The sequence below is a fragment of the Winogradskyella pelagia genome (genome assembly GCF_017581965.1).
GTDB classification, from domain to species: domain Bacteria; phylum Bacteroidota; class Bacteroidia; order Flavobacteriales; family Flavobacteriaceae; genus Winogradskyella; species Winogradskyella pelagia.
In genome coordinates this window covers 1-24,463 of sequence record NZ_JAGEVF010000001.1, presented here as the reverse complement: position 1 = coordinate 24,463, position 24,463 = coordinate 1, and the positions used below count along the sequence as shown (strand labels likewise).

At 34.9% G+C, this 24,463-nt stretch carries 29 protein-coding genes and 2 tRNA genes; 9 read left to right on the top strand and 22 right to left on the bottom strand.

Features of this window, described 5'->3' with window-relative positions; translation table 11 throughout:
- Window positions 1-2: 2 nt before the first annotated feature.
- The 3 genes from J4050_RS00155 to J4050_RS00145 all read left to right on the top strand — a co-directional run bounded on the left by J4050_RS00155 (window position 3) and on the right by J4050_RS00145 (window position 2,031).
- A complete protein-coding gene (locus J4050_RS00155) occupies window positions 3-662 on the top strand; it encodes a metal-dependent transcriptional regulator (protein WP_208151917.1) in 660 nt (219 codons plus the stop codon).
- A 4-nt stretch (window positions 663-666) separates the two neighbouring features.
- On the top strand, window positions 667-1,488 hold the full coding sequence (locus tag J4050_RS00150; RefSeq protein WP_208151916.1) for a ZIP family metal transporter: 822 nt from the start codon (window positions 667-669) through the stop codon (window positions 1,486-1,488).
- Window positions 1,489-1,599: 111 nt separating this feature from the next.
- Window positions 1,600-2,031 (top strand): hypothetical protein, encoded by a 432-nt coding sequence (locus tag J4050_RS00145; protein ID WP_208151915.1) that lies wholly within the window; start codon window positions 1,600-1,602, stop codon window positions 2,029-2,031.
- 151 nt (window positions 2,032-2,182) lie between these two features.
- Here the strand turns inward: J4050_RS00145 and feoB are convergent, their stop codons facing one another.
- The 3 genes from feoB to J4050_RS00130 all read right to left on the bottom strand — a co-directional run bounded on the left by feoB (window position 2,183) and on the right by J4050_RS00130 (window position 5,250).
- Complete coding sequence (feoB, locus tag J4050_RS00140; RefSeq protein WP_208151914.1) at window positions 2,183-4,282, bottom strand: ferrous iron transport protein B; 2,100 nt, start codon at window positions 4,280-4,282, stop codon at window positions 2,183-2,185.
- Window positions 4,275-4,502, bottom strand: coding sequence for a FeoA family protein (locus tag J4050_RS00135; protein ID WP_208151913.1), 228 nt, complete (start codon window positions 4,500-4,502; stop codon window positions 4,275-4,277). The genes feoB and J4050_RS00135 overlap by 8 nt, the downstream gene beginning before the upstream one ends.
- 79 nt (window positions 4,503-4,581) lie before the next feature.
- A complete protein-coding gene (locus tag J4050_RS00130; RefSeq protein ID WP_208152331.1) occupies window positions 4,582-5,250 on the bottom strand; it encodes an SCO family protein in 669 nt (222 codons plus the stop codon).
- A 194-nt stretch (window positions 5,251-5,444) separates the two neighbouring features.
- Between J4050_RS00130 and rseP the strand changes: the two genes are divergently transcribed.
- From rseP to J4050_RS00110, 4 genes are all read left to right on the top strand, one after another.
- Complete coding sequence (gene rseP, locus J4050_RS00125) at window positions 5,445-6,788, top strand: RIP metalloprotease RseP (protein WP_208151912.1); 1,344 nt, start codon at window positions 5,445-5,447, stop codon at window positions 6,786-6,788.
- Window positions 6,789-6,869: 81 nt separating this feature from the next.
- A complete protein-coding gene (locus tag J4050_RS00120; protein WP_208151911.1) occupies window positions 6,870-8,510 on the top strand; it encodes a S8 family serine peptidase in 1,641 nt (546 codons plus the stop codon).
- Between the two features lie 119 nt (window positions 8,511-8,629).
- Window positions 8,630-8,703 (top strand) — tRNA-Asn (locus J4050_RS00115).
- Between the two features lie 62 nt (window positions 8,704-8,765).
- Window positions 8,766-8,837 (top strand) — tRNA-Arg (locus J4050_RS00110).
- Between the two features lie 16 nt (window positions 8,838-8,853).
- On the opposite strand, the gene J4050_RS00105 is transcribed toward J4050_RS00110, so the two are convergent.
- Complete coding sequence (locus tag J4050_RS00105) at window positions 8,854-9,801, bottom strand: NAD-dependent epimerase/dehydratase family protein (RefSeq protein ID WP_208151910.1); 948 nt, start codon at window positions 9,799-9,801, stop codon at window positions 8,854-8,856.
- Between the two features lie 169 nt (window positions 9,802-9,970).
- Between J4050_RS00105 and J4050_RS00100 the strand changes: the two genes are divergently transcribed.
- Window positions 9,971-10,495 (top strand): hypothetical protein, encoded by a 525-nt coding sequence (locus tag J4050_RS00100; RefSeq protein ID WP_208151909.1) that lies wholly within the window; start codon window positions 9,971-9,973, stop codon window positions 10,493-10,495.
- Window positions 10,496-10,560: 65 nt separating this feature from the next.
- Here the strand turns inward: J4050_RS00100 and J4050_RS00095 are convergent, their stop codons facing one another.
- Window positions 10,561-11,271, bottom strand: coding sequence for a tetratricopeptide repeat protein (locus tag J4050_RS00095; RefSeq protein WP_208151908.1), 711 nt, complete (start codon window positions 11,269-11,271; stop codon window positions 10,561-10,563).
- A gap of 116 nt (window positions 11,272-11,387) precedes the next feature.
- Window positions 11,388-12,197, bottom strand: a complete 810-nt coding sequence (locus tag J4050_RS00090) for an NAD(P)H-binding protein (protein WP_208151907.1) — start codon at window positions 12,195-12,197, stop codon at window positions 11,388-11,390.
- 106 nt (window positions 12,198-12,303) lie between these two features.
- On the opposite strand from J4050_RS00090, the gene J4050_RS00085 reads away from it, so the two are divergent.
- Window positions 12,304-12,789, top strand: coding sequence for a CBS domain-containing protein (locus J4050_RS00085; protein WP_208151906.1), 486 nt, complete (start codon window positions 12,304-12,306; stop codon window positions 12,787-12,789).
- Here J4050_RS00085 and J4050_RS00080 read toward each other — a convergent pair.
- The 16 genes from J4050_RS00080 to J4050_RS00005 all read right to left on the bottom strand — a co-directional run bounded on the left by J4050_RS00080 (window position 12,786) and on the right by J4050_RS00005 (window position 24,406).
- Entirely contained in the window at window positions 12,786-13,136 is a 351-nt protein-coding gene (locus J4050_RS00080) for a DNA gyrase inhibitor YacG (RefSeq protein WP_208151905.1), read from the bottom strand. The genes J4050_RS00085 and J4050_RS00080 overlap by 4 nt on opposite strands.
- A gap of 81 nt (window positions 13,137-13,217) precedes the next feature.
- The gene (locus tag J4050_RS00075; RefSeq protein ID WP_208151904.1) at window positions 13,218-13,652 is read right to left on the bottom strand and encodes a hypothetical protein; all 435 of its coding nucleotides are present in this window, start codon (window positions 13,650-13,652) and stop codon (window positions 13,218-13,220) included.
- A gap of 9 nt (window positions 13,653-13,661) precedes the next feature.
- Window positions 13,662-15,401 (bottom strand): amidohydrolase family protein, encoded by a 1,740-nt coding sequence (locus J4050_RS00070; protein ID WP_208151903.1) that lies wholly within the window; start codon window positions 15,399-15,401, stop codon window positions 13,662-13,664.
- 109 nt (window positions 15,402-15,510) lie between these two features.
- Window positions 15,511-15,879, bottom strand: coding sequence for a hypothetical protein (locus J4050_RS00065; protein ID WP_208151902.1), 369 nt, complete (start codon window positions 15,877-15,879; stop codon window positions 15,511-15,513).
- 60 nt (window positions 15,880-15,939) lie between these two features.
- Window positions 15,940-16,494, bottom strand: a complete 555-nt coding sequence (locus J4050_RS00060; RefSeq protein WP_208151901.1) for a DUF7010 family protein — start codon at window positions 16,492-16,494, stop codon at window positions 15,940-15,942.
- A gap of 25 nt (window positions 16,495-16,519) precedes the next feature.
- A complete protein-coding gene (locus J4050_RS00055) occupies window positions 16,520-17,071 on the bottom strand; it encodes a hypothetical protein (protein ID WP_208151900.1) in 552 nt (183 codons plus the stop codon).
- Window positions 17,061-17,549, bottom strand: coding sequence for an RNA polymerase sigma factor (locus tag J4050_RS00050; protein WP_208151899.1), 489 nt, complete (start codon window positions 17,547-17,549; stop codon window positions 17,061-17,063). Before J4050_RS00050 ends, J4050_RS00055 begins: the two co-directional genes overlap by 11 nt.
- 47 nt (window positions 17,550-17,596) lie before the next feature.
- The gene (locus J4050_RS00045) at window positions 17,597-18,397 is read right to left on the bottom strand and encodes an alpha/beta fold hydrolase (protein ID WP_208151898.1); all 801 of its coding nucleotides are present in this window, start codon (window positions 18,395-18,397) and stop codon (window positions 17,597-17,599) included.
- 58 nt (window positions 18,398-18,455) lie between these two features.
- On the bottom strand, window positions 18,456-18,791 hold the full coding sequence (locus tag J4050_RS00040) for a hypothetical protein (RefSeq protein ID WP_208151897.1): 336 nt from the start codon (window positions 18,789-18,791) through the stop codon (window positions 18,456-18,458).
- Between the two features lie 194 nt (window positions 18,792-18,985).
- Window positions 18,986-19,381, bottom strand: a complete 396-nt coding sequence (locus J4050_RS00035; protein ID WP_208151896.1) for a VOC family protein — start codon at window positions 19,379-19,381, stop codon at window positions 18,986-18,988.
- 38 nt (window positions 19,382-19,419) lie between these two features.
- Window positions 19,420-19,815 (bottom strand): helix-turn-helix domain-containing protein, encoded by a 396-nt coding sequence (locus tag J4050_RS00030; protein ID WP_208151895.1) that lies wholly within the window; start codon window positions 19,813-19,815, stop codon window positions 19,420-19,422.
- A gap of 175 nt (window positions 19,816-19,990) precedes the next feature.
- A complete protein-coding gene (locus tag J4050_RS00025; protein WP_208151894.1) occupies window positions 19,991-20,563 on the bottom strand; it encodes a DUF998 domain-containing protein in 573 nt (190 codons plus the stop codon).
- Complete coding sequence (locus tag J4050_RS00020) at window positions 20,560-21,984, bottom strand: S41 family peptidase (RefSeq protein WP_243878501.1); 1,425 nt, start codon at window positions 21,982-21,984, stop codon at window positions 20,560-20,562. Before J4050_RS00020 ends, J4050_RS00025 begins: the two co-directional genes overlap by 4 nt.
- A 260-nt stretch (window positions 21,985-22,244) precedes the next feature.
- Entirely contained in the window at window positions 22,245-22,715 is a 471-nt protein-coding gene (locus J4050_RS00015; protein WP_208151892.1) for a VOC family protein, read from the bottom strand.
- A 178-nt stretch (window positions 22,716-22,893) separates the two neighbouring features.
- Window positions 22,894-23,529 (bottom strand): DUF2971 domain-containing protein, encoded by a 636-nt coding sequence (locus J4050_RS00010; protein ID WP_208151891.1) that lies wholly within the window; start codon window positions 23,527-23,529, stop codon window positions 22,894-22,896.
- A 142-nt stretch (window positions 23,530-23,671) separates the two neighbouring features.
- A complete protein-coding gene (locus tag J4050_RS00005; protein WP_208151890.1) occupies window positions 23,672-24,406 on the bottom strand; it encodes a DUF6090 family protein in 735 nt (244 codons plus the stop codon).
- Window positions 24,407-24,463: the final 57 nt, after the last annotated feature.

Here is a 24,463-nt window from a genome sequence, read left to right as displayed (position 1 = left end):
ATATGACCACCACACTAACTGAAGAAAATTATCTAAAGGCCATTTATCACTTAAGCCAAAAACAAGACTCTGGTATAAGCACCAATGCTATTGCACAAAAGATTGAGGCAAAGGCCTCCTCTGTTACTGATATGCTTAAAAAATTAGCCGACAAAAAACTAATTTCATATATAAAATATAAAGGTGTTAGTCTTACAGAAAAAGGGCGATTAGCGGCCGTAGACATCATAAGAAAACATAGGCTTTGGGAGGTTTTTTTAGTGGATAATCTTAATTTCTCATGGGATGAGGTTCATGATGTGGCAGAACAATTAGAGCATATTAAATCATCTAAGCTTGTAAACGAACTAGAGGCTTTTTTAGGTTTTCCAACACACGATCCTCATGGTGATCCAATACCTGATAAGGATGGTCAAATACAACGCACTAACAAAATAGTTTTATCCCAAACTACATTGAATAAAAGATATAAATGTGTTGGTGTATTGGACTCTTCTTCGGAATTTTTAAAATATCTAGACAAACACAATATAGGAATTGGAACAGAAATATTAGTTTTGGACAGGGAAGAATTTGACCAATCCTTAACCATTCAAATCCAAGAAAAAACCATGGTAATGTCAAAGGCCATTACCTCAAATATTTACGTAAAGCAACTGTAGTAATATGGAAAGTGTTATTCAATATTTTGAGTCAATTGATCCAGTAATGGGAGCCTTTTTGGCATCGCTATTTACGTGGATTTTAACAGCTGCCGGAGCCTCTTTAGTCTTTTTATTAAAAGGAATGAATAGGGCGTTACTCGATGGGATGCTTGGATTTACAGGTGGTGTAATGGTAGCGGCAAGCTTTTGGAGTCTTCTTGCACCTGGCATAGAGATGAGCGAGGGTGAAGGCTTTGTAAAAGTAATCCCTGCGGTAGTTGGCTTTGCGCTGGGAGCTTTATTTATCTATGCATTAGATAAGGTCTTACCTCATCTGCACATCAATTTTAAAGAGGAAGAAAAGGAAGGTGTAAAGACACCTTGGCGAAGAACAACACTTTTGGTATTGGCCATTACCCTTCATAATATCCCAGAAGGTTTGGCAGTAGGTGTTTTGTTTGGAGGTGTTGCTGCAGGTATTCCTGAAGCTACCATCGGTGGAGCTGTTGCACTAGCTTTAGGTATAGGAATTCAGAATTTTCCTGAAGGACTTGCGGTTTCTATGCCTTTACGTAGACATGGTGTGAGTAAGTTAAAAAGCTTTTGGTACGGACAAATGTCTGCCATTGTTGAGCCTATTGCCGCAGTTATAGGAGCCCTAGCAGTTACTTTTTTCCAACCTATTTTACCTTATGCCTTAGCTTTTGCTGCAGGCGCTATGATATTTGTGGTTGTAGAAGAGGTTATTCCCGAAACACAACGCGATAAATACACAGATATAGCCACACTAGGGTTTATAGGTGGCTTTATTGTAATGATGACCTTAGATGTGGGATTGGGATAAATTTCTAATGACGTCCTGCAAGAAATAGGTCACTCAACGAAAATTATGGTTGACTCATTTTAAATTTATATACCAGTTAATACTGCATAAATTTGGTCTAAACTGCAAAATATGAGACAAATCATATGTATTTATTTTATTCTGTTCCAAACAGTACTTTTAATAGCCCAACAAAATAGGATTATTAAAGATTCCTTGAGTTTATCCAAAGATTTACCCATAAACGGATCTATGTTTTTTGAGAATATGACTATTAGCTTCTCTAGGGTTATACAAGACTCTAGGTGCCCTAAGACTGTAATGTGTGTAAGGGCGGGCGAGGCAGATATTGAGTTGATTCTTAATAAAAAACCTAGAATTTCTGAAACCATTACCATTCGTATAGACGCGAGTGGTTTTGTGTCTGAAAGAAATAATCTAATAGCGGAAACAGACAACTATAAACTTTATGCATTTTCCTTAAGCCCTTATCCAATCGATTCGGAACCTATAGACCAGAAAGATTACATATTAGAGGTGGTGATTAAACCGAAACAAAAATAATAATAATTTCTTAATGACAACCACAATCGCCATGGCTTGAGCAGCTGTGGGATACTTTTTTCTTTGGCCACCAAATAAACGTTTTTACCAAAAACAATAAAGCAATAGCCAAAGCAGAAAAAGCAAGTATATGTTGTATAACTACATTCATTTATTTAAGAATTTGATATGCGGCTAATGCTACAAGGTACGCAAAAGCACTCATAATAACTAACTGTAGTATGGGCCATTTCCAGCTATTGGTCTCTCGTTTTACAATAGCTAAGGTGCTCATACATTGCATCGCAAAAGCATAAAAGAGTAATAATGAAATCCCTGAGGCAAGGTTAAACAAAGGCCCACCAAGAATAGGGTTAACCTCTCCTGCCATTCTGTTTTTTATGGTTTCCTCCTCGTCACTGCCTACACTATAGATGGTAGCAAGGGTCCCCACAAAGACCTCTCTTGCAGCGAAAGAGCTAACAATAGCAATCCCAATTTTCCAATCATAACCAAGAGGTCTAATAGCAGGCTCTATAGCTCGTCCCGTTAAACCAATAAAGGAATGTTCTAGTTTATGAGAGGCAATCTTTTGTTCTAGTTCTTCTTCTGTAATTTGTTCGTTAGACCAAGCTTCGCTGACAATTGCTTCTGCATTATTAAAATTGTCACCGGGACCAAAGGAAGCTAAAAACCATAAAACTATAGAAATCGCTAAAATGATTTTACCGGCACCGAACACAAATGCTTTGGTTTTTTCAACGACTGTTAAAGCCACATTTTTAAGAAGAGGGACTTTGTAGTTAGGCATTTCTATAACAAAGAAAGATTTACTTTTTATTTTCAACACTTTATTTAGAAGATAAGCAGAGCCCACAGCAGTAGCAAACCCGAGAAGATATAAGAGCATTAAGGTAAGTGCCTGATAGCTTAGTCCTAAAAACCGACCTTCCGGAATCACAAGTGCTATTATGATAAGGTAAACAGGAAGCCTTGCCGAGCATGTCGTAAAAGGTGTTACCAAAATAGTTATTAAGCGCTCTTTCCAACTTTCAATATTCCTAGTGGCCATTATGGCTGGTATTGCACATGCTGTTCCAGAAATAAGCGGGACAACACTTTTGCCACTTAGCCCAAAACGTCTCATTATACGATCCATAAGAAACACCACGCGACTCATATAACCACTTTCTTCCAGCACTGAAATAAATAAAAACAAAAAGGCTATTTGAGGAATAAATATGACTATTCCTCCTAATCCAGGGATAATGCCTTCAGCTAATAAACTGGTAAACAATCCTTCTGGTAAAACTGTTTTGGTCCACTCACTGAGTGAGGCAAAAGTGCTATCGATGAAATCCATAGGCACACTAGACCAGTCATAAATAGCTTGAAAAATGGTTAATAATATAACTCCAAAAATAAGATAGCCCCATACTTTGTGCGTTAAGATACGGTCTAATTTTATTCTAATATCCTTAGCGTTTTTAGTATCTATAGATTGCCCTTTCTTTAGGGTATCATTAATAAATTGGTAGCGCTTAATGGTTTCCTTTTGCTGAAGTCTTTTCAGCTCCGTTGCCGATTTTGTTTTAAAATCTGCAATGGCGTCATAATCGTTTTTGCTGACCTTCCCAAAATTAACATCCTGGGTTATCACCAACCAAAGTTTATAAAGTAACTGATTAGGAAATGTTTTCTTTAGAGAATTGAAATAGTCCTTATCAATAACCGATGCATCAAGGCAAGGTGTTGTATTTAAGGCCTTATAATTAGTTATAATCTGCTTTAGATTATCAATACCTTTATTCTTTCGTGTACTTAGTAAGGCAATTTTAGTTTGTAGTTGCTCCTCTAAATAGTCAATATCTAGAGAAATCCCTTTGTAGGCCATCCTATCAGACATATTAATAACTAGAATTGCAGGGATTTCTAGGTCTTTAATTTGAGTGAATAGGAGTAGATTTCTTTTCAGGTTCTCCACTTCACTGACAACAACAGCAACATCCGGAAAATCTTTATCGTTTTTGTTAAGTAAGAGTTCAATAACCACATTTTCGTCTAATGACGAAGCATTGAGACTGTAAGTGCCGGGCAAATCTATAATGTGCGCCTTGAGATTGCGGGTTAATTTGCAGACACCTTCCTTCTTTTCAACGGTAATACCAGGATAGTTTCCAACTTTTTGGTTAAGACCCGTTAATGCGTTAAATACTGAGGTTTTACCGGTATTTGGGTTTCCAATTAAAGCAACATTTATTTGCTTACTCATTAGTGGACTCTATTATTATGTAATTTGCAGTTTCACGTCTTATTGCGAGGTGAGACCCATTTACGTTGAGATACATAGGGTCAGCAAAAGGAGCTACTTGAAGAAGCTCTACGGCATTTCCTGGTAAGCAACCCATTTCCAATAATTTTAAAGGAATATGTATCGAAGAAACGTCCTTGATAATTGCTTTTTGACCGCGTTTTAACTCTGCTACTGTCAACCTATGTTTATTTAGAATAAATTTAAAGAAGCAAAAATAAGATAAATAAATCAGGTGGTTACACCAATTTTTGAAGATTTTAAGATTCGTTTTTAAGCACGGCTAGGTCCTCCAAAAGTCTTTCAATATCCTCAGGATTGGTACCGTCATAAAAACCTCTAATTTGCCTTTTCTTATCTATAAGCATAAAATTTTCAGTATGAATCATGTCATACTGATCACCATTACCATCCGTTTTTACAGCCAGATAACTTTTTCTTGCTAACTCGTAAATTTGTTTTTTATCGCCCGTGACTAAATTCCATTTTCTATCAATCACTCCTTTTTTTTTGGCATAGCGTTTCAATTGCGCAACACTATCTATTTTCGGGGTTACAGAGTGTGAAAGCAACATCACGTCATCATCATTAATGATTTCTTTTTGAATTTGATACATATGATCTGTCATTATCGGACAGATGGTTTGGCATGTTGTAAAAAAGAAATCCGCGATGTATATTTTATCCTTGTAGGTGTCTTGGGTTACAATTTCACCGTTTTGATTAATCAATTTAAAATCTGAAATGGTATGGTATTTTAATTGATGCTGAATAGTGCTATCTACCAATTCTTCGCTTACCATAGCAGGTTGATAAATAGGCAAAGGTTTATCTACATTTAAAATATTGTAAATAATGGCAATGATGACTACACACAAAATAGAGAAGAAAACCCCAAATTTTTTGTACCCTTTAAAAAATGAAATCAACGACATAAAAGCTCTTTAATTTGCAGTTGCAAATTTACGATGCACGCCTCATTTTAAGAATAGATTTAACACATTTGTAAAATGTAATTATTCATATGTTTAAAATGCCGTTAAAATAATAGGGATTGCAATTAGAATTATTTTCAAACTAACCTGAAAACCTTACTTTTGTCAATCGAAATTTGACGAACTCCATGGAATTTGTAATAAAGATATCTCAATTTTTACTCAGCTTGTCGCTATTAATAGTTTTACACGAGCTCGGCCACTTCATCCCAGCAAAGTTATTTAAAACTAAGGTTGAGAAGTTCTACCTCTTCTTTGATGTTAAGTTTTCTCTATTTAAGAAGAAAATAGGTGAAACAGTTTACGGCATAGGTTGGTTACCACTAGGTGGCTATGTAAAAATAGCTGGCATGATAGATGAGAGTATGGATAAAGAGCAAATGGCCCAGCCACCAAAGCCATGGGAGTTTCGTTCTAAGCCAGCTTGGCAGCGCCTTATAATTATGCTTGGGGGTGTTACGGTGAATTTTATTTTGGCGTATTTTATTTATGTGGCGATGTCTTTTACCTATGGTGATTCAGATGTTAAGGTTGAAAGTTTAAAAGGGGGATATTCTATTGAAAACCCATTATTAGAAGAATTAGGATTTAAAACTGGAGACAAAATTTTAAAAATTAATGATGCGCCCATCATTAATGATTCAGATATAGGTTTTAATCTTATCAGTGCTCAACAAATTACTATTGAGAGAGCAGGAGAAAAGAAGGTTATTGAATTGCCAGAAGATTTTTTAGGACGCTACTCTGATAGTAGGGTAAAACAGAACTTTGAGTATCGTATTCCGTTTATGGTAGGAATAGTATCTGATAGCTCCGTTAATGTAAACAAAGCTCTTAAGCAAGGAGACATCATTACCAAAATTAATGGAAAAGAGCTTAAGTATTTTGACCAGTTAGACGAACTAACCAAGGGACTTGAAAACCAAGAGGTGGCCGTTGAGCTTTTGAGAGAAGACAATACAACGACGGTAATGACATTAAGTTTAGATGCCAATGGGAAATTTGGCATTAGACCGTATAACAATCCAAAACGATTTGAGGAATTAGGCTACTACGACATTTTTAGAAAAGAATATACGTTTGGAGAAAGTTTTGGAGCTGGTTGGTACAAATTCACTAAGACCATAAGTAATTATGGAAGCCAATTGAAAGCCATTTTTAATCCAAGTACAGGCGCTTACAAAGGACTTGGTGGGTTTAAAGCTATTTATGATCAGTTTTCTCCAGTGTGGAGTTGGCAGTATTTTTGGGGTTTAACAGCATTTTTGTCAATAATGTTGGCAATTTTAAATCTTCTCCCAATTCCCGCTTTAGATGGCGGGCATGTCACCTTTTTATTGTTTGAAATGATTTCAGGAAAGAAACCAAGTGAACAGTTCTTAGAGCGCGCCCAAGTCATAGGATTCTTTATTTTAATAGGCTTGGTTTTGTTTGCAAACGGCAATGATATCTTTAAAGCCATAACTAATTAAGTAATTAGTTTTCTTAACTTGATGACAATAGTGAACTTAAACGATGTATAATAACTAATCGTTTAATTAAATTTATATGTCATGAAGAATTTTACCTTTTTTACCGCGTTTTTACTATTTACTATAGTTTTAGGCGCTCAATCCTCAGATGTGCTGGACAACTCTATTCTCGTACAGCTAAAACCTACCAATAATAATAAGCAGTTATCACCTTTTGAAAAACTTCAACAGGGCGATTTATCAGATTTGAATTCGCAGTATGGATTAACCGACATCATTCTAACAGGCATTAGGAAAAATCAGGACACCTATGCTATGTATTTCGCCAATTCCCAGACCATTGAAGATGTGGTGAGGGACTACAGTGATACAGGCTTATTTGTTTATGTAGAGCCCAACTTTAAAGGTTCTGCTGCAGGTCAAAGTTTTGAATTACTCTCTACACTACCTAATGACAGTGCCTTTGGCTTTCAATGGGGAATGCATAATGACGGGTCTTTTCCGCTAGGTAACCCACAAGAGGGTGTTGATATTCAAATGGACGAAGCATGGCAAATAGAGCAAGGTGACGAAACCATTATCGCTGTTATTGATTCGGGTGTAAAACTAGATCACCCAGAATTAGCCGGACGCTTATGGACTAATGAAAATGAAATTTTAGATGGGATAGACAATGACAACAATGGTTATATCGATGACGTTGATGGGTGGAATTTTGCCTACAATAACAATAACCTTTCGGATGATGTTGGCCATGGAAGTAACATTGCAGGGGTAATTGCAGCCAATCCCAATAACGGTGTTGGTTTTGCAGGGGTTAATTGGAATTGTAAAATAATGAATGTTAAGATGTTAAATTCTGATAATGCATATTTAGATGGCGCATGGGCTATTAACGCTGTGCAGTATGCCATTGACCAAGGGGCTAAGATTATTAACATGTCTTGGGGAAGTAGTTTTAATTCTGCTACCCTAAATGCCGTTATTCAAAATGGATATGCTAATGGTGTTGTTTTCGTGGCGTCTATGATGAATTTTGATAATAATACACCGTATTATCCAGTAGCCTTTCCAGAGGTAATTGCAGTTGGATCCATAGATCCAGATGGGCAAAGGTCATCACCTTTTCCGTGGAGTGCCGCAAGTGGTAGTAATTTTGGTCCACATATAGATGTAGTAGCCCCAGGAAACTATACGGTTAACATATCGCATACGTCCGATACAAATTACACATCATATTGGGCGGGTACGTCGCAAGCTGCTCCTCATGTAGCTGGTGTGGCTTCTTTATTGTTAGCGCAAGACCCTCAACTCACACCTATGCAAATTCGAGATATTTTAAGGAATACCGCAGATGATTTAACAGGTAACCCTATTGAAGATACCGTAGGGTTTGACGATTATTATGGTGCTGGACGTTTAAATGCCTATTCTGCATTACTCTCCGTTTTAAGTGTTAATGAAAATTCAACTTTAGAGGCCGCGCTTTATCCAAATCCATTGAGAGATCAGGTTACGACTATTAGTTTTGGAACTTTGTTTTCAGGCGACATTAATGTATACAATATAACCGGAGCCCTTGTTTTTAATTATAAAATCAACGAACCAACTATAGAAGCTAAGATAGAACTGCCAAACATGAATCAAGGAATTTATGTTATGGAAATAGTCGACAAACAATCAGCAGTAAAGATTGTAAAAAAACTGGTTATAAAAGAGTAGGATTTAACCACTATAGATTGTTGAGGAGCCGATTATTATTTTTAAATTTATATTTTGATAAAAATAAAAAAGAGGTATATTTGCAACCGCTTAAATAAAACTTTTTAAGCGTAACAACTTCCTCAGTAGCTCAGTTGGTTAGAGCATCTGACTGTTAATCAGAGGGTCGTTGGTTCGAGCCCAACCTGAGGAGCAAACAAAGCCACTTTAGTAGTGGCTTTTTGTTTTTAGTATATAGCCACCCTATTAAAAACAGGCCTTATAGTTCAAGGGATAGAATAAGAGTTTCCTAAACTTTAGATCCAGGTTCGAGTCCTGGTAAGGCCACAATAAAATGCCTTATTTACTTATACCTCAGCTTTAATTGCTGCAACATTTCGGCAGTCATGGCCTCTAAACTATATTGAGCACTCCAATTCCAGTCCTCTTGTGCAACACTATCATCTATGGATGATGGCCAAGAATCCGCAATAGCCTGTCTAAAGTCTGGATTATATTCAATAGTAAAATCTGGTAAGTGCGTTTTAATACTGTTAGCTAAATCTTCTGGAGTAAAACTTATTGATGCTAAGTTATAGGAAGAACGTATAGAGAGCGCTTTTGCGTCAGCTTCCATCAAATCTATGGTAGCCTTAATGGCATCTTCCATAAAAATCATTGGAAGTTCTGTATGCTCAGATAAGAAACAGTTGTAATGACCTGTTTTAATAGCTTCGTGATAAATTTCAACAGCATAATCTGTAGTACCGCCTCCAGGCATAGCTTTATGGCTTATAATGCCAGGATATCTCAAACTTCTTACATCAACTCCTAGTTTATTGTGATAATACTCGCACCAACGTTCACCAACCTGTTTAGTGATGCCGTATACGGTTGTTGGTTCGCAAATAGTATGCTGTGGTGTATTAACCTTAGGTGTGGTAGGTCCAAATACTGCGATACTTGAAGGCCAAAATATGCGTTTAATTGTACCATCCTTTGCCAAGTTAAGTACATGAAAAAGCGAATTCATATTTAAATCCCATGCTTCCATAGGGTACTTTTCGCCCGTAGCACTTAACAAGGCTGCCATAAGGTAAACCGTATCAATTTTATAATCTATACAACAGTCCCTAACAGCATTAAAATTTTTGGCATCTATAATTTCAAAGGGTCCAGAATGTACAAGTTCTAGATTACGTGTGTTAATATCGCTGGCTATAACATTATTCTTACCATGGATAGACCGTAGTTTGGTGGTTAATTCTGTACCTATTTGGCCGCAAGCTCCTAGGATTAAAATTTTAGGCATGTTGAAAAGGATTAAAGAGTTCTCAAAAATAAACAGAAAGCATCAAGGCAGGTATTAAAATTATCAGAAATAAAGGTCTTTTGTTGATAATTTGCTAATATTATTCGCGGCCAAAACAATATTATAAGAATATATTAGTTTCAGTATCTTTAGGCCTATTTTATATAAAATGAGATCCATAAAACTAATAGTGATTATACTGCTTTTACTAGGACAGGCTTGTGGAAATGGTGCACAAAAAGAAAACCTAGAGGCGTCTGCTGAAACCAAAGAACCTTCAGGGTTAACACCTAAAAAAATAGAGCAATTAAGTTATACGGATTATGCCTTAAGTACCGAGGGAGAGAATGCCGTCGCTGATTGGCAAAAGTATCAGCAGTTAGCGACACAGATAAGTTATTTAAAGCAAGGTGATTTATCTCTATTCAACGGAGAACGTGAGATAATAATGACTTTTGTGCAGGAGTTGCAAGAAAGTATGCCTGAGGTACTTAACACAAACCCAATATCATCGCGTGTTGGTGTAGTGGTTACGGCACTGCTAAAATTAAATGACGATTTAATCTTAGACAATATAAAAATTCAAGATCAATTAAAAAGTATTAAACAGTTGTTTGTGGCTTTTGCAAATCTAAATTTTCAGATTAACAAAAAATTAGAACGGGATTTATTCGACAGTATTCAACCTGAATAAATCTTAGAATTAAGAGAATAAAAAAAGCAGCTATTAGCTGCTTTTTGTTTTATTATATATGCAGTTTATTGCTTTGTAGGCGCAGTTGCCTGTTGCCCTTTTTGAGCCTCTAAAGCTTGTCTAGACATTTTAGCCATATTAAAGTTTGGGTCAATAGCCAAGGCATCATTCATAAGTTTTAGAGCAGCATCTATATTTGCTGTTTTGTCTTCCGCGAATGTTAGCAGTCCATTTAAATACATTAATGCAGCTTTCATGGATGTTTCATAGGGTTGCTGTGTCTCGTAAAATGCGCGTTTCATATCATCTTTTACATTCGCCATAGCATAATCTAAATTCGTTCTTGCCCCAGCAAGGTCTCCTGTCTGAATTTTCATGTCGGCTATCTCGTAAGCTAAAAAGACATTGGGCTTACGTTGGTTAAGAATCTCAAAATGTTCTAAGGCCATTTTAGGTTGATTGAGATTTTTTAGAGCTAAGGCCTTTACTTCAACATTCATATCTGAATCTGTTGGGTTTTTATCTACACCGATAGTGTTGATGGCCTGAATATATCTACCTTCTGAGAGATATAGATACGCTAAGGTATCCCTTCTAGCCACTGACGGTTCTAGGATATTTAGGTGTGTTATTGCGTTGATTACGCCTTGAACATCACCTTGTTTTTTCATTTCTAGGTAATACGTTTCGTAGTGTTGCTTTAATTCTGCCGTAGATTGAGCAAATACGCTAAACGATAGTGAAACTACTACTAGTACAGTTAAAATCTGTTTCATTTTAGTTTGAATTTATTAAAATGGATAGGCTTGCGCTATCCGTGTTTAAGCTATTATTTTCAAGGGGCTAAAACTATAAAAATTAAATATAAAAGGACTTAAAAATCCATTAATAATTATGGTGCTTTGTTAAAGCTATAGCTCAAAGTTTGTACCAAATATGAACTGTCAATTATTTTTCCTTTGCTTTTTTGTGACATGGAGAAACTAGGAACAGGTAATTGACGTGTATTACAAAATTCGGTATAGTACGTTTTTCTTTCAGGATGGTTAGGATATGAAGCATTGAAAGCTTCATCCCAAATATTTTGGTTTATGATTTGTGATATGATGGCAATACAATCCGTTTTATGAATTAAGTTGATTGGTGCTTCTGGATTTGAAATATTTTTGCGGCCTCGAAGGTAGTAACCAGGGTGCCTGTCTTCGCCCACCAAACCAGAAAATCGTATAATGGTAGTTTTTATTTGAGGGATTGAAGATAATAATTGTTCAATCTCAATAAGTTGTTGTGCTGAGTTGTTAGTGCTGTTAGGAGCAGTTTTTTCTGAAATTATCGGAAAGTGAAAATCATCTTTAAATACAGAGGTTGAGCTCACATATACTAACTTTTTTACTGTAGACCTTTGCAAGGCTTTGACCACATGTTGCATCTCCTTAACATGACTTTTATTTGGGTTTTTCCTTAATCCTGGTGGAATAGCAAGAATCAAAATATCGCATTCTGAAAGAAAAGCAGTAAAGTTTCCTGTAATGCCATCTTCAGTCAGTTCTATATGAAATGGCCTTATGGCATTCTCTTGTAATTGTTTGAGTTTGGCTTTAGTTGTTGTCGAGCCTTTAACGTCATATCCTGAGTTTACGAGCAACTTGGCCAAATCTAAACCCAGCCACCCACAACCTAATATAGAGATTTTCGGTTTCAAATAGATTTCAATTTTGGCAAAGTTACGTATTATGTCCAGCACCAAGGGTGTTTTGTTAAATCATTAATTTTAAGTAACTTTCAAGGACACACTAAATTAATCCAATATGGGCATAAAAAGTTTTCAAGGGTCACGCAAGCAGCAAAATACTGCGGCGCCCACAGCATTAAAGGTTAAGGATTATATGACTACCAAGCTTATTACCTTTAAGCCAGATCAGTCTGTACAAGAAGTAGTGGAGTCATTAATTAAGTATAAGATTTCAGGTGGTCCTGTTGTAAATGGGAGCAATGAACTTGTTGGAATTATTTCTGAAGGGGATTGCTTAAAACAACTAAGTGAAAGTCGGTATTACAATATGCCTTTAGAACACGATAATGTTGAGAAACGAATGGCGCGTGATGTAGAGACCATAGATGGTAACATGGATGTATTCGATGCGGCTAATAAATTCTTAAACTCTAAGAGACGACGGTTCCCAATCGTCGAAAACGGGAAATTAGTTGGTCAAATAAGTCAAAAGGATATCCTTAAAGCCGCCTTGCAACTTAAAGGTGTCAACTGGAATAGTAAGACCAATAGTAGTAATTAACCATCTTTTTTTACTAAGGCATAAAAATCACCTTCTAAAGGTAAATAGCCTTGATCATAGACAAAATAATAGGTTGCCCCAGCTTTAGTAGTGTAGATACTGGTAAAAAGATTAAAATCGAAGCCTCTTTCTATTAATTTGGCTTTGGGACACTTGGTTGTTTTTTTAGGATTGAGCCTTTGTAATATTCTATAGTTTTTACGCAAACGGTTATTAGTATTTCGTAGTAACTTAGAATGGTCTTGATTAAGCCTATTGTTATGTGCATTTCTGCAAGAATCACTGCAGAATTTCTTATCGGCTCTGCCAATAATTTTATCTCCACATTCTGGACATTTTCGTTGCATAAATAACTCGTTGTTGTGATTTAAAGATAATAAATCTAAGAATTTATGAGGATTAAATCTGGCTGTTGTGGGAACTGTTCATCAATTATTAGATTTTTTTGAGGATTTAAGTATTGCATATTTTTCGTTATAATTTAAATGCCTAACAAGCATTTTTTCGTTAACATTACCGTCAATCGAAATCAGTTTATAATTATAGAGAAAAGAGATTAAATCTAATTTATTTTGAATGTCTACTTCAAATACCATGTTTTCTTTAAGCCTAACAAAAAATACCCGAGGAAGTTTATGTTTACTTTTTGAAAAACTATTATAAACCTTAAAAAGGTTGATAATAAGTAACTTTTCACCAGATTCTATATTATAGATGCTATAGTTCTTCTTGTTCTTTTTTTCAATTTTCACATAAGCTGTATCATTAACAAAAGCAACACCGTTAGTTATTCTAAAGTCTTGGGTGCTCCCAACGAAGCTACATAAAAAACAAGCAATTAGTAAAATAAATCCTTGCTGCATAAATTTTAATTACTGAATAAAATACACACGTTTAATCTTGTTGTCTTCAATAGTGTATATGGCCACAGCCTCAAGAATTCTATCGCCAAATTGCACACGTTCTTTATCTATAACGGTTTGGCCCTGAACAATGCGCTCTTTGAGTTCGCAATGGAGGTTAGGTGTGTTATTAAACATCCCAGTGTACTGCTCTCTCATCGTCGCCTTCCCTTTGTACAATAATTGGTTTGGAAATGAATAGACTTCTACATCGTCATGGTAAGGTTCCAAAAAGGCTTCTATATCTCTAAAGTTATAGGCATTTAATTGCCGTTGTGCTAAATCCGAAGGAGAATCTTTTATGAGTGTTTCTGGATTAAATACTGTCCCCTTATTTATAACGCTATGAATTTTAGAAACGTTGCTAATATCGTCGATTGGGTTAGCATCTAGTAATACTAGATTTGCTTTTTTCCCAACATTAACCGTCCCAAAATCAGTTGCTTTATCAAAGATCTTTGCTCCATTAATTGTAGAAGCTTTTAGAATTTCCCAGTTGCTCATTCCGCTATTTTGCATGGCTTTAAGTTCGGCTATATAGGAGGATACGTGTAAAGTCCCAATATTACCAGCATCAGTACCTGTTGCTATGATTACTCCTGCATCGGATAAGAGCTTGAGGTTAACCATACTAATGGAATCTGCTTTTTTTAAGGATGCAGCTCCTTGAGGTGAATTGGCATAACTTTTTAGACCATTAACCAATGCGGTATCTTCTAAATGCTTTAGATCTAATAGCGACCCTAATTGATAAGGGTCTGCCTGGCGAAATTCATGACGGCTAAAGCTATGATTTTGCCCAAATGTTTTCATATAACCAGCATGGACCACTAGAGTAGGGCAAAGAATTGTATTTTTCGCCTTTAGAAGATCTACAAAATCTTGTTTAACCACTTCATCATCTACGCTATGCACCAAAAAGTCCGCGCCATTTTCAACTGCGAGCTGGGCGGTTATACGTTGGGTGGCATGCACGGCAACTTTTAAGTTGTGCTTATGAGCTTCTTCTATAATGGCCTTTACTATTGGTAAGTTCTTTTTAGCACTTTCTTCTATACTTAAACCGTCTGCACCTGCGATATACCAGATTTTTATAAAGTCCGTGTTAAAAGGGAGTTGGGCCTTTACACCTTCAACACCATCTTCAATGGATTTGGTTAGGGTAAAAGGTTCGTCATCACCAAGATTTTCATAGACTGAAGGTTCATAGGTGGTAAGAAGTGGTCCGGTAATAAATATTGAAGGCGCAAAATCTTTATCTGTAAAATCATTTCGCTGCTTTAAAAAATGGTAATTAGCACCAACATCAATTACGGTAGTAATACCATTTTTAAGATAGCGTCGAAGTTTATGTTCCATATCGGATTTAGCAAGGGCCAATTCCTCCTCATAAGATTTATATTTTCGTAAGTCTACAACATCTGGTCTTGTGTACAATCCTCCATTTTGGAAAAAGTGAATGTGCGCATCCACCATACCTGGCATGAGATATTTACCTGAGCCGTCAATTAGTGTCGAACCTTCAGGGATTCTAACACGTTTAGCCTTATCAATTACTGAAATTAGGTCATCCGTTATGACCACAGTTTGATTGGGTATTAATTTTTGTTTTTCTACATCTACAACCGTCACATTAGAGATATAGGTTTGAGCACAGACGGATAAGCCACAAAAGAGTATTGAAAGAAGTGACACATATTTTGAAATCATAAGAATTGATTTAGGATTAATTACTCATTATTGATGAAGGTAAGAATTTTACAGAAGATGAAAATTTTTCTATTACCAATTAACGCAAAAACTAATATGTATTTAATGCTTACAACAAGGTAATCCCAAAAAGAAGTAACAGGATACTGCTAATTAGAATAATAAAGATATGTATCCTTCTCCAAACTTTTGGACAGTATTCTTTTATCCAACCACTTAGAATTATGGCCAAAATACAGCATACTATTGCCAAATAGGTGATATCCCATCTGCCATGTAGTGCATCAGGAAAATAATTTCTAAACACCACTTTACGATGAATAGGATTAGATTCTTGGTTAAAGGTATAAATCCATAAACTAAAAATCACAGATGGTAACAGAGCACAAACAATACTGAGCATGGAAATAACCTTCCATTTAACACCACTTTTATTTTGGACTTTTGAAATGATTTCTTTTTTATTTACTGAGTTCAAAGGCTTACTGCTTAATGCAGCAAATAGTCTTATAAGATAGTTTTTTTAATCAAATTAACTCTATTTCATAGCTAGTTTCAACCAATTCCTGTAAATCCATAATCCTAAGATTAGAAGTAAAACAGATGTATAAAGTGGAATATACCACATATCTTCAATAGTACAATTAAGTGCAATTAAAAGTGATCCAGCTGCAATAAGTACAGCAAAAACAGCATACCCTATTTCATCGTAAAGCCAAGCATATGGGAATAAGTGTGCTCCTGTAATAATAGCATAGGTCATTATAAAATAATCGGGATATTTAATGAGGATGAAAATTAAAAACGGGAAGTAGATGAGTTGTGCAAAATTTAGCCATAACCCAAGGGGTTGAAGCGGATTATCTTTAAGTTTCCACTTAGTCTTAAATACTTTAGAAAGGCCAAAGGCCAGAGGCAACAGAATGGCACCAACCATAAAAGTGAGGATGCTTCTATTGTAAGATGAAAAATCAAGCGTCCATGTGTATGAAATAAGCAACCATAGGATTGCAGCAGCAAAAATAAAATCAATACCATTTTTTGCTTTAAATTGAAGGTCTTGTTTCAGTTGAGGTAAGGAATCTGTTTTCATTACGAGATTTTAGTTTTTACTAGGGTTAGTGATTGCTTAATTCTTTGAAGAATCGTCGTTCTTTAACTACGCTGTTGATTACAATTCCTAAAACCACGAGGATTGATAGAATTCCTGAAACCAAAAGGTAGTTATAGAAGCCATTTGAAAACTCTCGTTTAAAAAAGGGAAGGAGCAAGTAAAATCCATAAGCGTAAATTATAAAACAAAGCGGTGTGATGTAATAGTTGATAATTAACCGTAACCTATAATGCCTTTTTAAATAGGAATGATAGGATTTACTATCCATTTCTATGAGCCGATTTTCTTTTTTATAAACGGTAATCACTTCTAGGACAATTCTAAAAAGTAAACTTGATATCATTAGGACTAATCCTAATGTAAAGTTGTTCCAAAAGGTGGTGGCAAAGTAAATGGAATACGCTACTAAAATGAGCACTGTAATACCCATAACTCCTATTCCAATATACTGCCCTTGTCTTTGTTTTTTTGCTTTGTTGATAATGTCTTTAGCAGAGGAAGGCGTAAAGTCTTTGCCTTGTATAGACCATATGTTTTTTAGAGTATCATTTTCCATTTGTAATACATTTTAATAATGCCTTTCTAATGCGGCTTAGGCGTGTTCGTAATGTTCCATGTGCTAAGCCCGTGGTTTCAGCAATTGTAGCTTGAGGAATCTCCTCTAACTCTAGTAGAATTAAGGCTTTATTTTGTGTCGTAAGCTGATTTATGCAACGATACATTTGGTTTATTTGAGCTTCGTTATTATTGTTGTCATCATCGAGGTGATTAGAAAGCAATCCTTCATTTACGGGAATATGTTTTTTGCTTTTGCGTAAATCACTAAGACAGGTATTCACCGCAATTCTATAGATCCAAGTTTCAACAGAAGCGTCTCCTTTAAAAGAGGCCCTATGATTCCAAACTTTGATAAAAGTTTCTTGAAGCCATTCTTTGGCGCGCTCGTTGTTGCCAGAGGCATAACCCAAGCAAAGTCTATGGACTTTTGGAGCATGTGTGTTATAGATATAAGTAAAATCTTTCTCTATGGTCATTCTTTAGGCAATAATTGCGATTCTATTTGTTCCATAAACCATTCTGGTTAGTCTAACATAATAAAATGTGCAGCGTTTTCTGCTAAAATAAAATCGTATGTTTTTAAATTGGCGTACTGACTTTGGTAGGTCTTGGTCACCATATCTTTTCCGTAAGGTGTATCAGCTGCAATTATGGTTACGGGAATATTAATGCTTTTTAAGTCTTTTCTGAGGTCTAATTTAAGATAATCTGTATAGCCATAGACATAGGTTTTACGGTCGGCATTTACCATCCATTTTTTTATTTGCTCTTGTGAAGATGTGTTTAGACTCATACCTCTTGACATGCCAGCTGCCATTTGCGCAAATTCTTCGTCCGTCATATTTAATTGCTGCGAGTTAAAAGGACTTTCATAGACTAAATTATCTGGGTTAAAATTAGGTATCATTAATGCACCTGATGCAGGTAGCGCGTCTACTAAAATTATTTGTCTGAGATTTAGGGAATCTCTGCTAGCCAACCATGTGGCAATTGTCCCTCCTAAACTGTGACCAATAATGGTGACGTTGCTTAGGTTATTAGCGATGATATAGTTTTGAAGTGCTGAATTAACTTGTGGAAGCCAAGGAAAATCAATTGGTGTTTTTCCACCAAAGCCAGCAAGTGTAATCACATGGCACTCAAAATCTTGTTCCAGTTGTTTCACAAAGGGTTCCCAGATGTCTCCTGGCACAGTAAATCCTGGAATAAATAGCAATGGTTCCCCTTGACCAGAGACTTTTACCTCAATAACTCTTTGGTTGTTTTGTGCCTGAATTGAAGCCGCAATGGTAATTAGCGCAATGCATAAGATAAATTGTTTCATGATTTCTGTAGTTTAATTTTCCTTTAGATGCAGAAATCATAAAATGTTACATTGTATTTTAAAATCTATTAAAATAAATTAAGGTAAATGCTAAAACACCAAGTAGGAGCGCTACTATTCCACCTATAAGTAAAATTTTTCTAGTGCGCTTTTCTTTAACGGTCAGCGGTCTTATTCTACCTGCTTTTTTATAGGTATTTTCAACACTTTGCCCTACCGCTATGCCAAAAGCTACACCAATGGCAGGGCCAATAGCTATAAAGGTGTTGTTTCCTGTTGCTATACTAATGGGAATGCCCATTCCTGAGAAAATAGCCATTCCTATTCCCATCCACATACCGACAAAATGGCCTTCTGGATAGGTTTTTTGGTCTTTATTTGGTTTTTTTTTCATCACTAATTTCTTCTTCTAATATGTTGAGCAGAATTACCATTCTTTAATGTAGGCTTTGAGATAGTAGGTTAGTCATTTGATTAAAGGTTATCACTTGGCATACTATAATAAAAAGTTTTAAATCAGCTTAAGCATAAGGCTAAACTAGCTATTTATCGTTCTATTGACTAGCTTTTTTATAGTAATTATTAAGCTTATAAGGTTTCTACTATTTGAATATTGTTTCCACAGGTATCATTAAAAACAGCAACTTTAACTGTACCCATTTCAGTGGGTTTCATACTAAATTCCACACCTAATTCTTTCAATCTCTTGTAGTCTGCTTCAACGTTTTCAGAATCAAATTGAGTATATGGGTATCCTGCTTCCATTAATGCATCTTGATATACCTTGGAGGGTTCAAAATGATTAGGGGCGGGCTCCAATACTAATTCTGGACCATCTTGCCATTCTGGGGAAACTAAGGTTAGCCATCTGTTACCTCCTCCAAGTGGTAAATCCTTCTTTTTTATAAATCCTAATTTCTCTGTGTAGAATCTTAAAGCTTTTTCTTGGTCTCTTACCGGAATGCTAATTAGTGTTACTTTCATGATTAATTAGTTAAATGATTTTTCAAAGTTCAGAACCTTTACTTTATTTTCCTTCTCGAAAGTTGCTCTTTTTGAAATACACTTGGTGATTTCCCTGTTTTAGTTTTAAATAACGAACTAAATGAGCCAAGGCTTTCAAATCCAACAGCGAAACAGGTCGCAGTTACCGATAACCCGTTTATAAGATGATCTTTAGATTTCTCAATACGTTTATCCATTAAATATTGTCTTGGTGTCTGGCCATAATACTTTTTGAACAGGCGCAACATATGATATTTAGAAACACATTGAACACAGGACAGTAAATCTAAATTTAAATTGATTTCATAATTATTTTCGATATAGTTTCTAATACCAATTGCGGTATTAATTTGCCCTTCGTTTGAATAAACATCCCTACGCATCCTATGAAGTTTCTTCTCGTAATGGGTCATTTTATTGTTTTAAGCAAATACTAATACAGGGCCAGGATAGTATTGCATGATTTCATCTAATTTAACAAATACAAATTAAATAAACACAACGGCAACAGAGAGAAGGAAGAGAAATTGATTCCTTGTTATAGTTATGGATATCAAAAATAGATTTAGTGTTATCTAATAATTACAGTTAGTCTTTTACAGGTAACAGTTTATAAAACTGAAAAGCGAGGTATGCTAACCATCCAAATATAAATAAACTTGCCAGGCGCTGGGTTAACCCTCTATAATTAGCTGGGTCTAGTCCTACGAGCATGGACCATAAGTAGATAAAAATAATGAAACCTGATATGAGCGAAATTTTAAAGAACACCTTTTTGACGTCCTCATTCTTTAACTCATAGCATGCAATAAATGGAATTATCATTAGAGTTAGTCCAATGCCATAAAACCCATGCATAAGCGTACCCATTGGGTAAATTCCGTTAGAAACCATTGAGACTCCAAAAACGGCTATTAAGCCACTTAAAACGTAGTATTTTTTAAAATTCACGATGATTCCAAAAGCAAGAATAATACACGATAATCCAGTTAGAATAGCTCCCGTATTAATAATGAGCTTTGCAGTTTCAAATGAGGTCACAGTAATTTCGCTACCGTGTTGTTTAATTAAATCGTAATCAGGCACTAAAAATCCAGCTACAAAGACAGGAATAAAAAAAAGTAAAGGTAAAAGTGTAGCTTGTTTTATTAAATATCTCATTTATCTTTATTTTCTATAAGTTTGAGCACATAATTTAATTGTGTGTCTTCATGGATTAGAAAATCCGCCAAAGATTGTGATACCTCAATGTCTGGGATAATTCCTCTATTGTAATATTGATTTGATTTTTTAGGAACATCTTGTTCTAAATTTACAACGGAAAAATAAACTACGATTTTAGATTTGGGTAATTTGTAAGCTAATGGTGTATGTCCATTATGCCCATAATAGCCACCCATTGTCTCTTCTCCAATGCTCGTAGTATTCTTATTGCCATTGACCATAGCAGCAAATAAACTACCAGCAGAAGCCACTCTAGGACTTATAAGTAGATAAATATTACCAGTAAAAGCATTTTTATTGGGTATTCTCACAAAATGGTCTGCACTATTTTCATCTTGACAAAATTTTCCATTTTTCTCCAAGGGAAATTCCTCTTTAAAGTCTTTGTTGTAGGAACCCACGAAAAGAGGTCTTAAAAATTTTGGCAACCAGAAATCAATGTATCTCAATAGTGGGATTTTCTCAAAACTAATCCATGCCCTTTTGTTTTCCTGAAAATTCCTTTGCGTTAGATACGAATATGTTACCAAATCATTTGGGTCATCTCCACCACCATTATAACGAACATCCACAATTAAATTTTTAATATTATGATGTTTTAGGCTTGTAAACACACTGTCTAAAAAGGAGACATATTTTAAGTGTTTGGGGTTTTCTTCATTTCCTAATCCAAAATCATTTACGGTTAAAATCCCAGTATGTTTATTCGCCATTTCATAGGTATAGGTTTCATTTTCCTTCCAATCTTTATGGTTGACATAATCAAAGGGTTTTGAATATCTCTTGTTTACATTTTTGTAAAAGTCTTTGTAGGCGACACTGCTGAGTGAGGTTTTTTTGATTTCATTCGAATGTATTGTCTTATATTCAATTATAAATTCGTCCTTTAATCCATAATTAAAACGATAATATTTACTAAAACTAATGTCTATTCCTATGCGTTTCCCTGTGGTGTTTACACCATCCGTCGTATAATATTTATATAAGTTTGTAATGATGTCGTAAATCTTCTCATTATTGATGCTTATGATTTCAGCGCCTAAGGGAATATTACCTTTATCAAAATTTATCCTCCATTTTCCCTCAATCCATTTGATTGGGTAGGGGAAATAACCGTAAGATTCCTCTCTTAAACTTTTCCGGAATTTTGAAGGTAAACTAGTAGAGTTATGTAGGCTCCCTTCAAAATCGGTCAATTTACAAATAATGTTGTAAAAATCGCGATAGATGGAAGCCTTGTCAATTTCATTCTCAGCCCAAATGTAAAGACTATCAATCTGTTTTTTTGTTCGGTATTTATAAAGCCCAGAATTGGCTTTTAGCCTAATGTCTTTAAACACCTCAAGGTCTTTTTTCATTTTTTTTTGAGCAAATGGTTGGTCCACGCTTTGCCCAAAAGCCATAAATACTGAAACTATAAAAAGAAAGGTTATTACAGATTTTGTCATTACCACTATTGCCCTCGTTTTTGTTGACGGTCTGGAATCACCATCACTTAAAGAATTAAAGTTACTATTTTTTTGATGGAAATCTGATGCAAGTAATATTCAGAGGCCTGTTCTGAGCTTGTTATTTGCTAAAGCATAACAGTACTACTTGTAGCCATTGTTGTATCGCGTTATTTTAAATTTTTCTCTAATTCTTGCCACTCTTCATAGGAAACTACCATACTCCCTTTTTCTGGTCTATACTTTCCGGGTAGTTTTCCGATAAATTCTAAATAATGTCCGTCAGGATCTGAAAAGTAAATGGCGATAGCTGGAATATTTGCAAAAACCATTGGTTTTTCTGAATTGTCACCTAAAAAATTCCAAAAACTGATTTTATGAGATTTTAGAAAGTCAACAGATTCATTTAAAATCCATTCCCAGTCGCACTCAAAAGCAAAATGCCTTAAGTCAATTTCATCTTTTGGTTTTTCCCAAAGCCCTAAAAATGATTGTCTTGGTTTATCTCCAATCCAAAACAAGGCAGCTCTTCTTTCTTCTTCGTAAAGAAACTGTTCAAGTTTTAAAACAGTTGAATAAAATTCTGTAGAACGTTCAAGATTTTCAACGAATAAATGAGTTTCAAAAAGTCCTTTTATCATTCTTCAGCTCTATTTTTATTGATATAATGTAATACAACGCTTGGGTTAGGTTTGCTTCGCTCGTGTATTGCCTGCCTAGGAACTAAATTAGTAAACAATAACGAACGCGAGAAAATTACGAAGGCATTTTACAAGTAGGTGAGAACAAGCAATTACTTATAGCCATTGTTGTGTTTAGTTATATTTCTTCTTGTACTGACATTTTTCCAGAATTTATTCCCAATTTGACTCTAAAATATTTCAACCCTTCATAATCTTTAGTTATTTTTTTTACTAGGTCAATATCAAACTGACTTGCATTAATACCAAAATAAATTGCGATTAATTTACCTGGAAAATCTCTAGCTACACCTTTCAAATTGGAGTTCTCCTCAATCATTATTTTTCTCGCTTCGTCTTCGTATTTCCAAGTTTCTAATTTCTGATTCAACCATTTACCATTTGAATCTAGGTTTATAGACAAATGTCCAGTTTTGGTGACTTTAACTTCTTGTATCGATGATATTTTATTATCGTAGTTTATGTGATGAATTGAACCATTAAAGTCATCGTCTTCAATGCAGTCAAATTCTAAACATACACCTCTATGTTCATCTGCATAGTGAGACCACATTAATATTTCTTCTTTATTTTTAGAAAAGCTACAAACACATAACTTTTCTTTAAAATTTTTATAAACTTCTGTTCCAGTATTGTCTTCAAAAAATACTTCGTATGGGTCATTTAAGTATAGCAGCTTGCTATACCAATTCTTAGAGTTAGATAAACTCCAAACTAGATTTTTATTAACAGTATGATATTTGTATAGTTTCATTTAATTAAACACAACTTGTTTGTGTATGACTCGTTGCGGAAAATCAGCTATGATTTTTCGCCGTATTCGAAAGATAGCAAATTGCAATGAATTCCGATTAGGAATTCAGTCGCAATGAGCTATACACGATGTTGTGCTTTCGTTATTTTTCTAATTCAGTTTCCAACTGAGCTATTAGTTCTTTTATTTGAGTTATACCCATGTCTAAAGCCTGAATGGTATACTCGTTATTATACTTCTGTTCTCTAATCAATTTTAAAAATGCATTATTTTGAATCAGTTTTTCATAATCCTGAGGTTTAAATGAGGCATATAATGCTTCTAAATCACGTTCAAAATTTTTAAAATAAAACTTATAACTAGGATTAAATTGCTCTAAACTTACTGTGTTATTCATATCTCCTAAATCATCAATAAAATCAAACCACCTATCATAGACATTAATAATGGACTTTCTTAATGAATCGTTTGATATTATTTCAAATCCACGAGACTTTAGATTTTCATAACCAGCTGTATTGAGGGTAAACTGTGTGTTATATTGAATGTTTCCAAAATGTATGTCCAAGGAATCATTATAAGGCCTTTCGTTTATAAGAATATCATTAATCAAAATATTAGAACTAATAGCTCTTTGGTTTAAAAAGACATCTTCTTCCAAACTTAAAAGATTTGTTTTGGAATCACTTAACAATTCCTTTAGTACAGAAATTTCTTCCTTTTTGTTTTTCAGGTTTTCGTTCCAATTATTAATCTGTAAAGCAATTAAAATCCCGATAACCACAAGGACAATTTCTCCAACGGCATATTTAAGATACTTTCTAGTTTTATTTTTTTCAATAAGGTCGTATCTAATTTTACGAAAAAACTTAATCATGGTCTAATTTAAGCATTTAGTTTGTCCGCAAGCGGCTATCTCAACCAAAGGTCTACT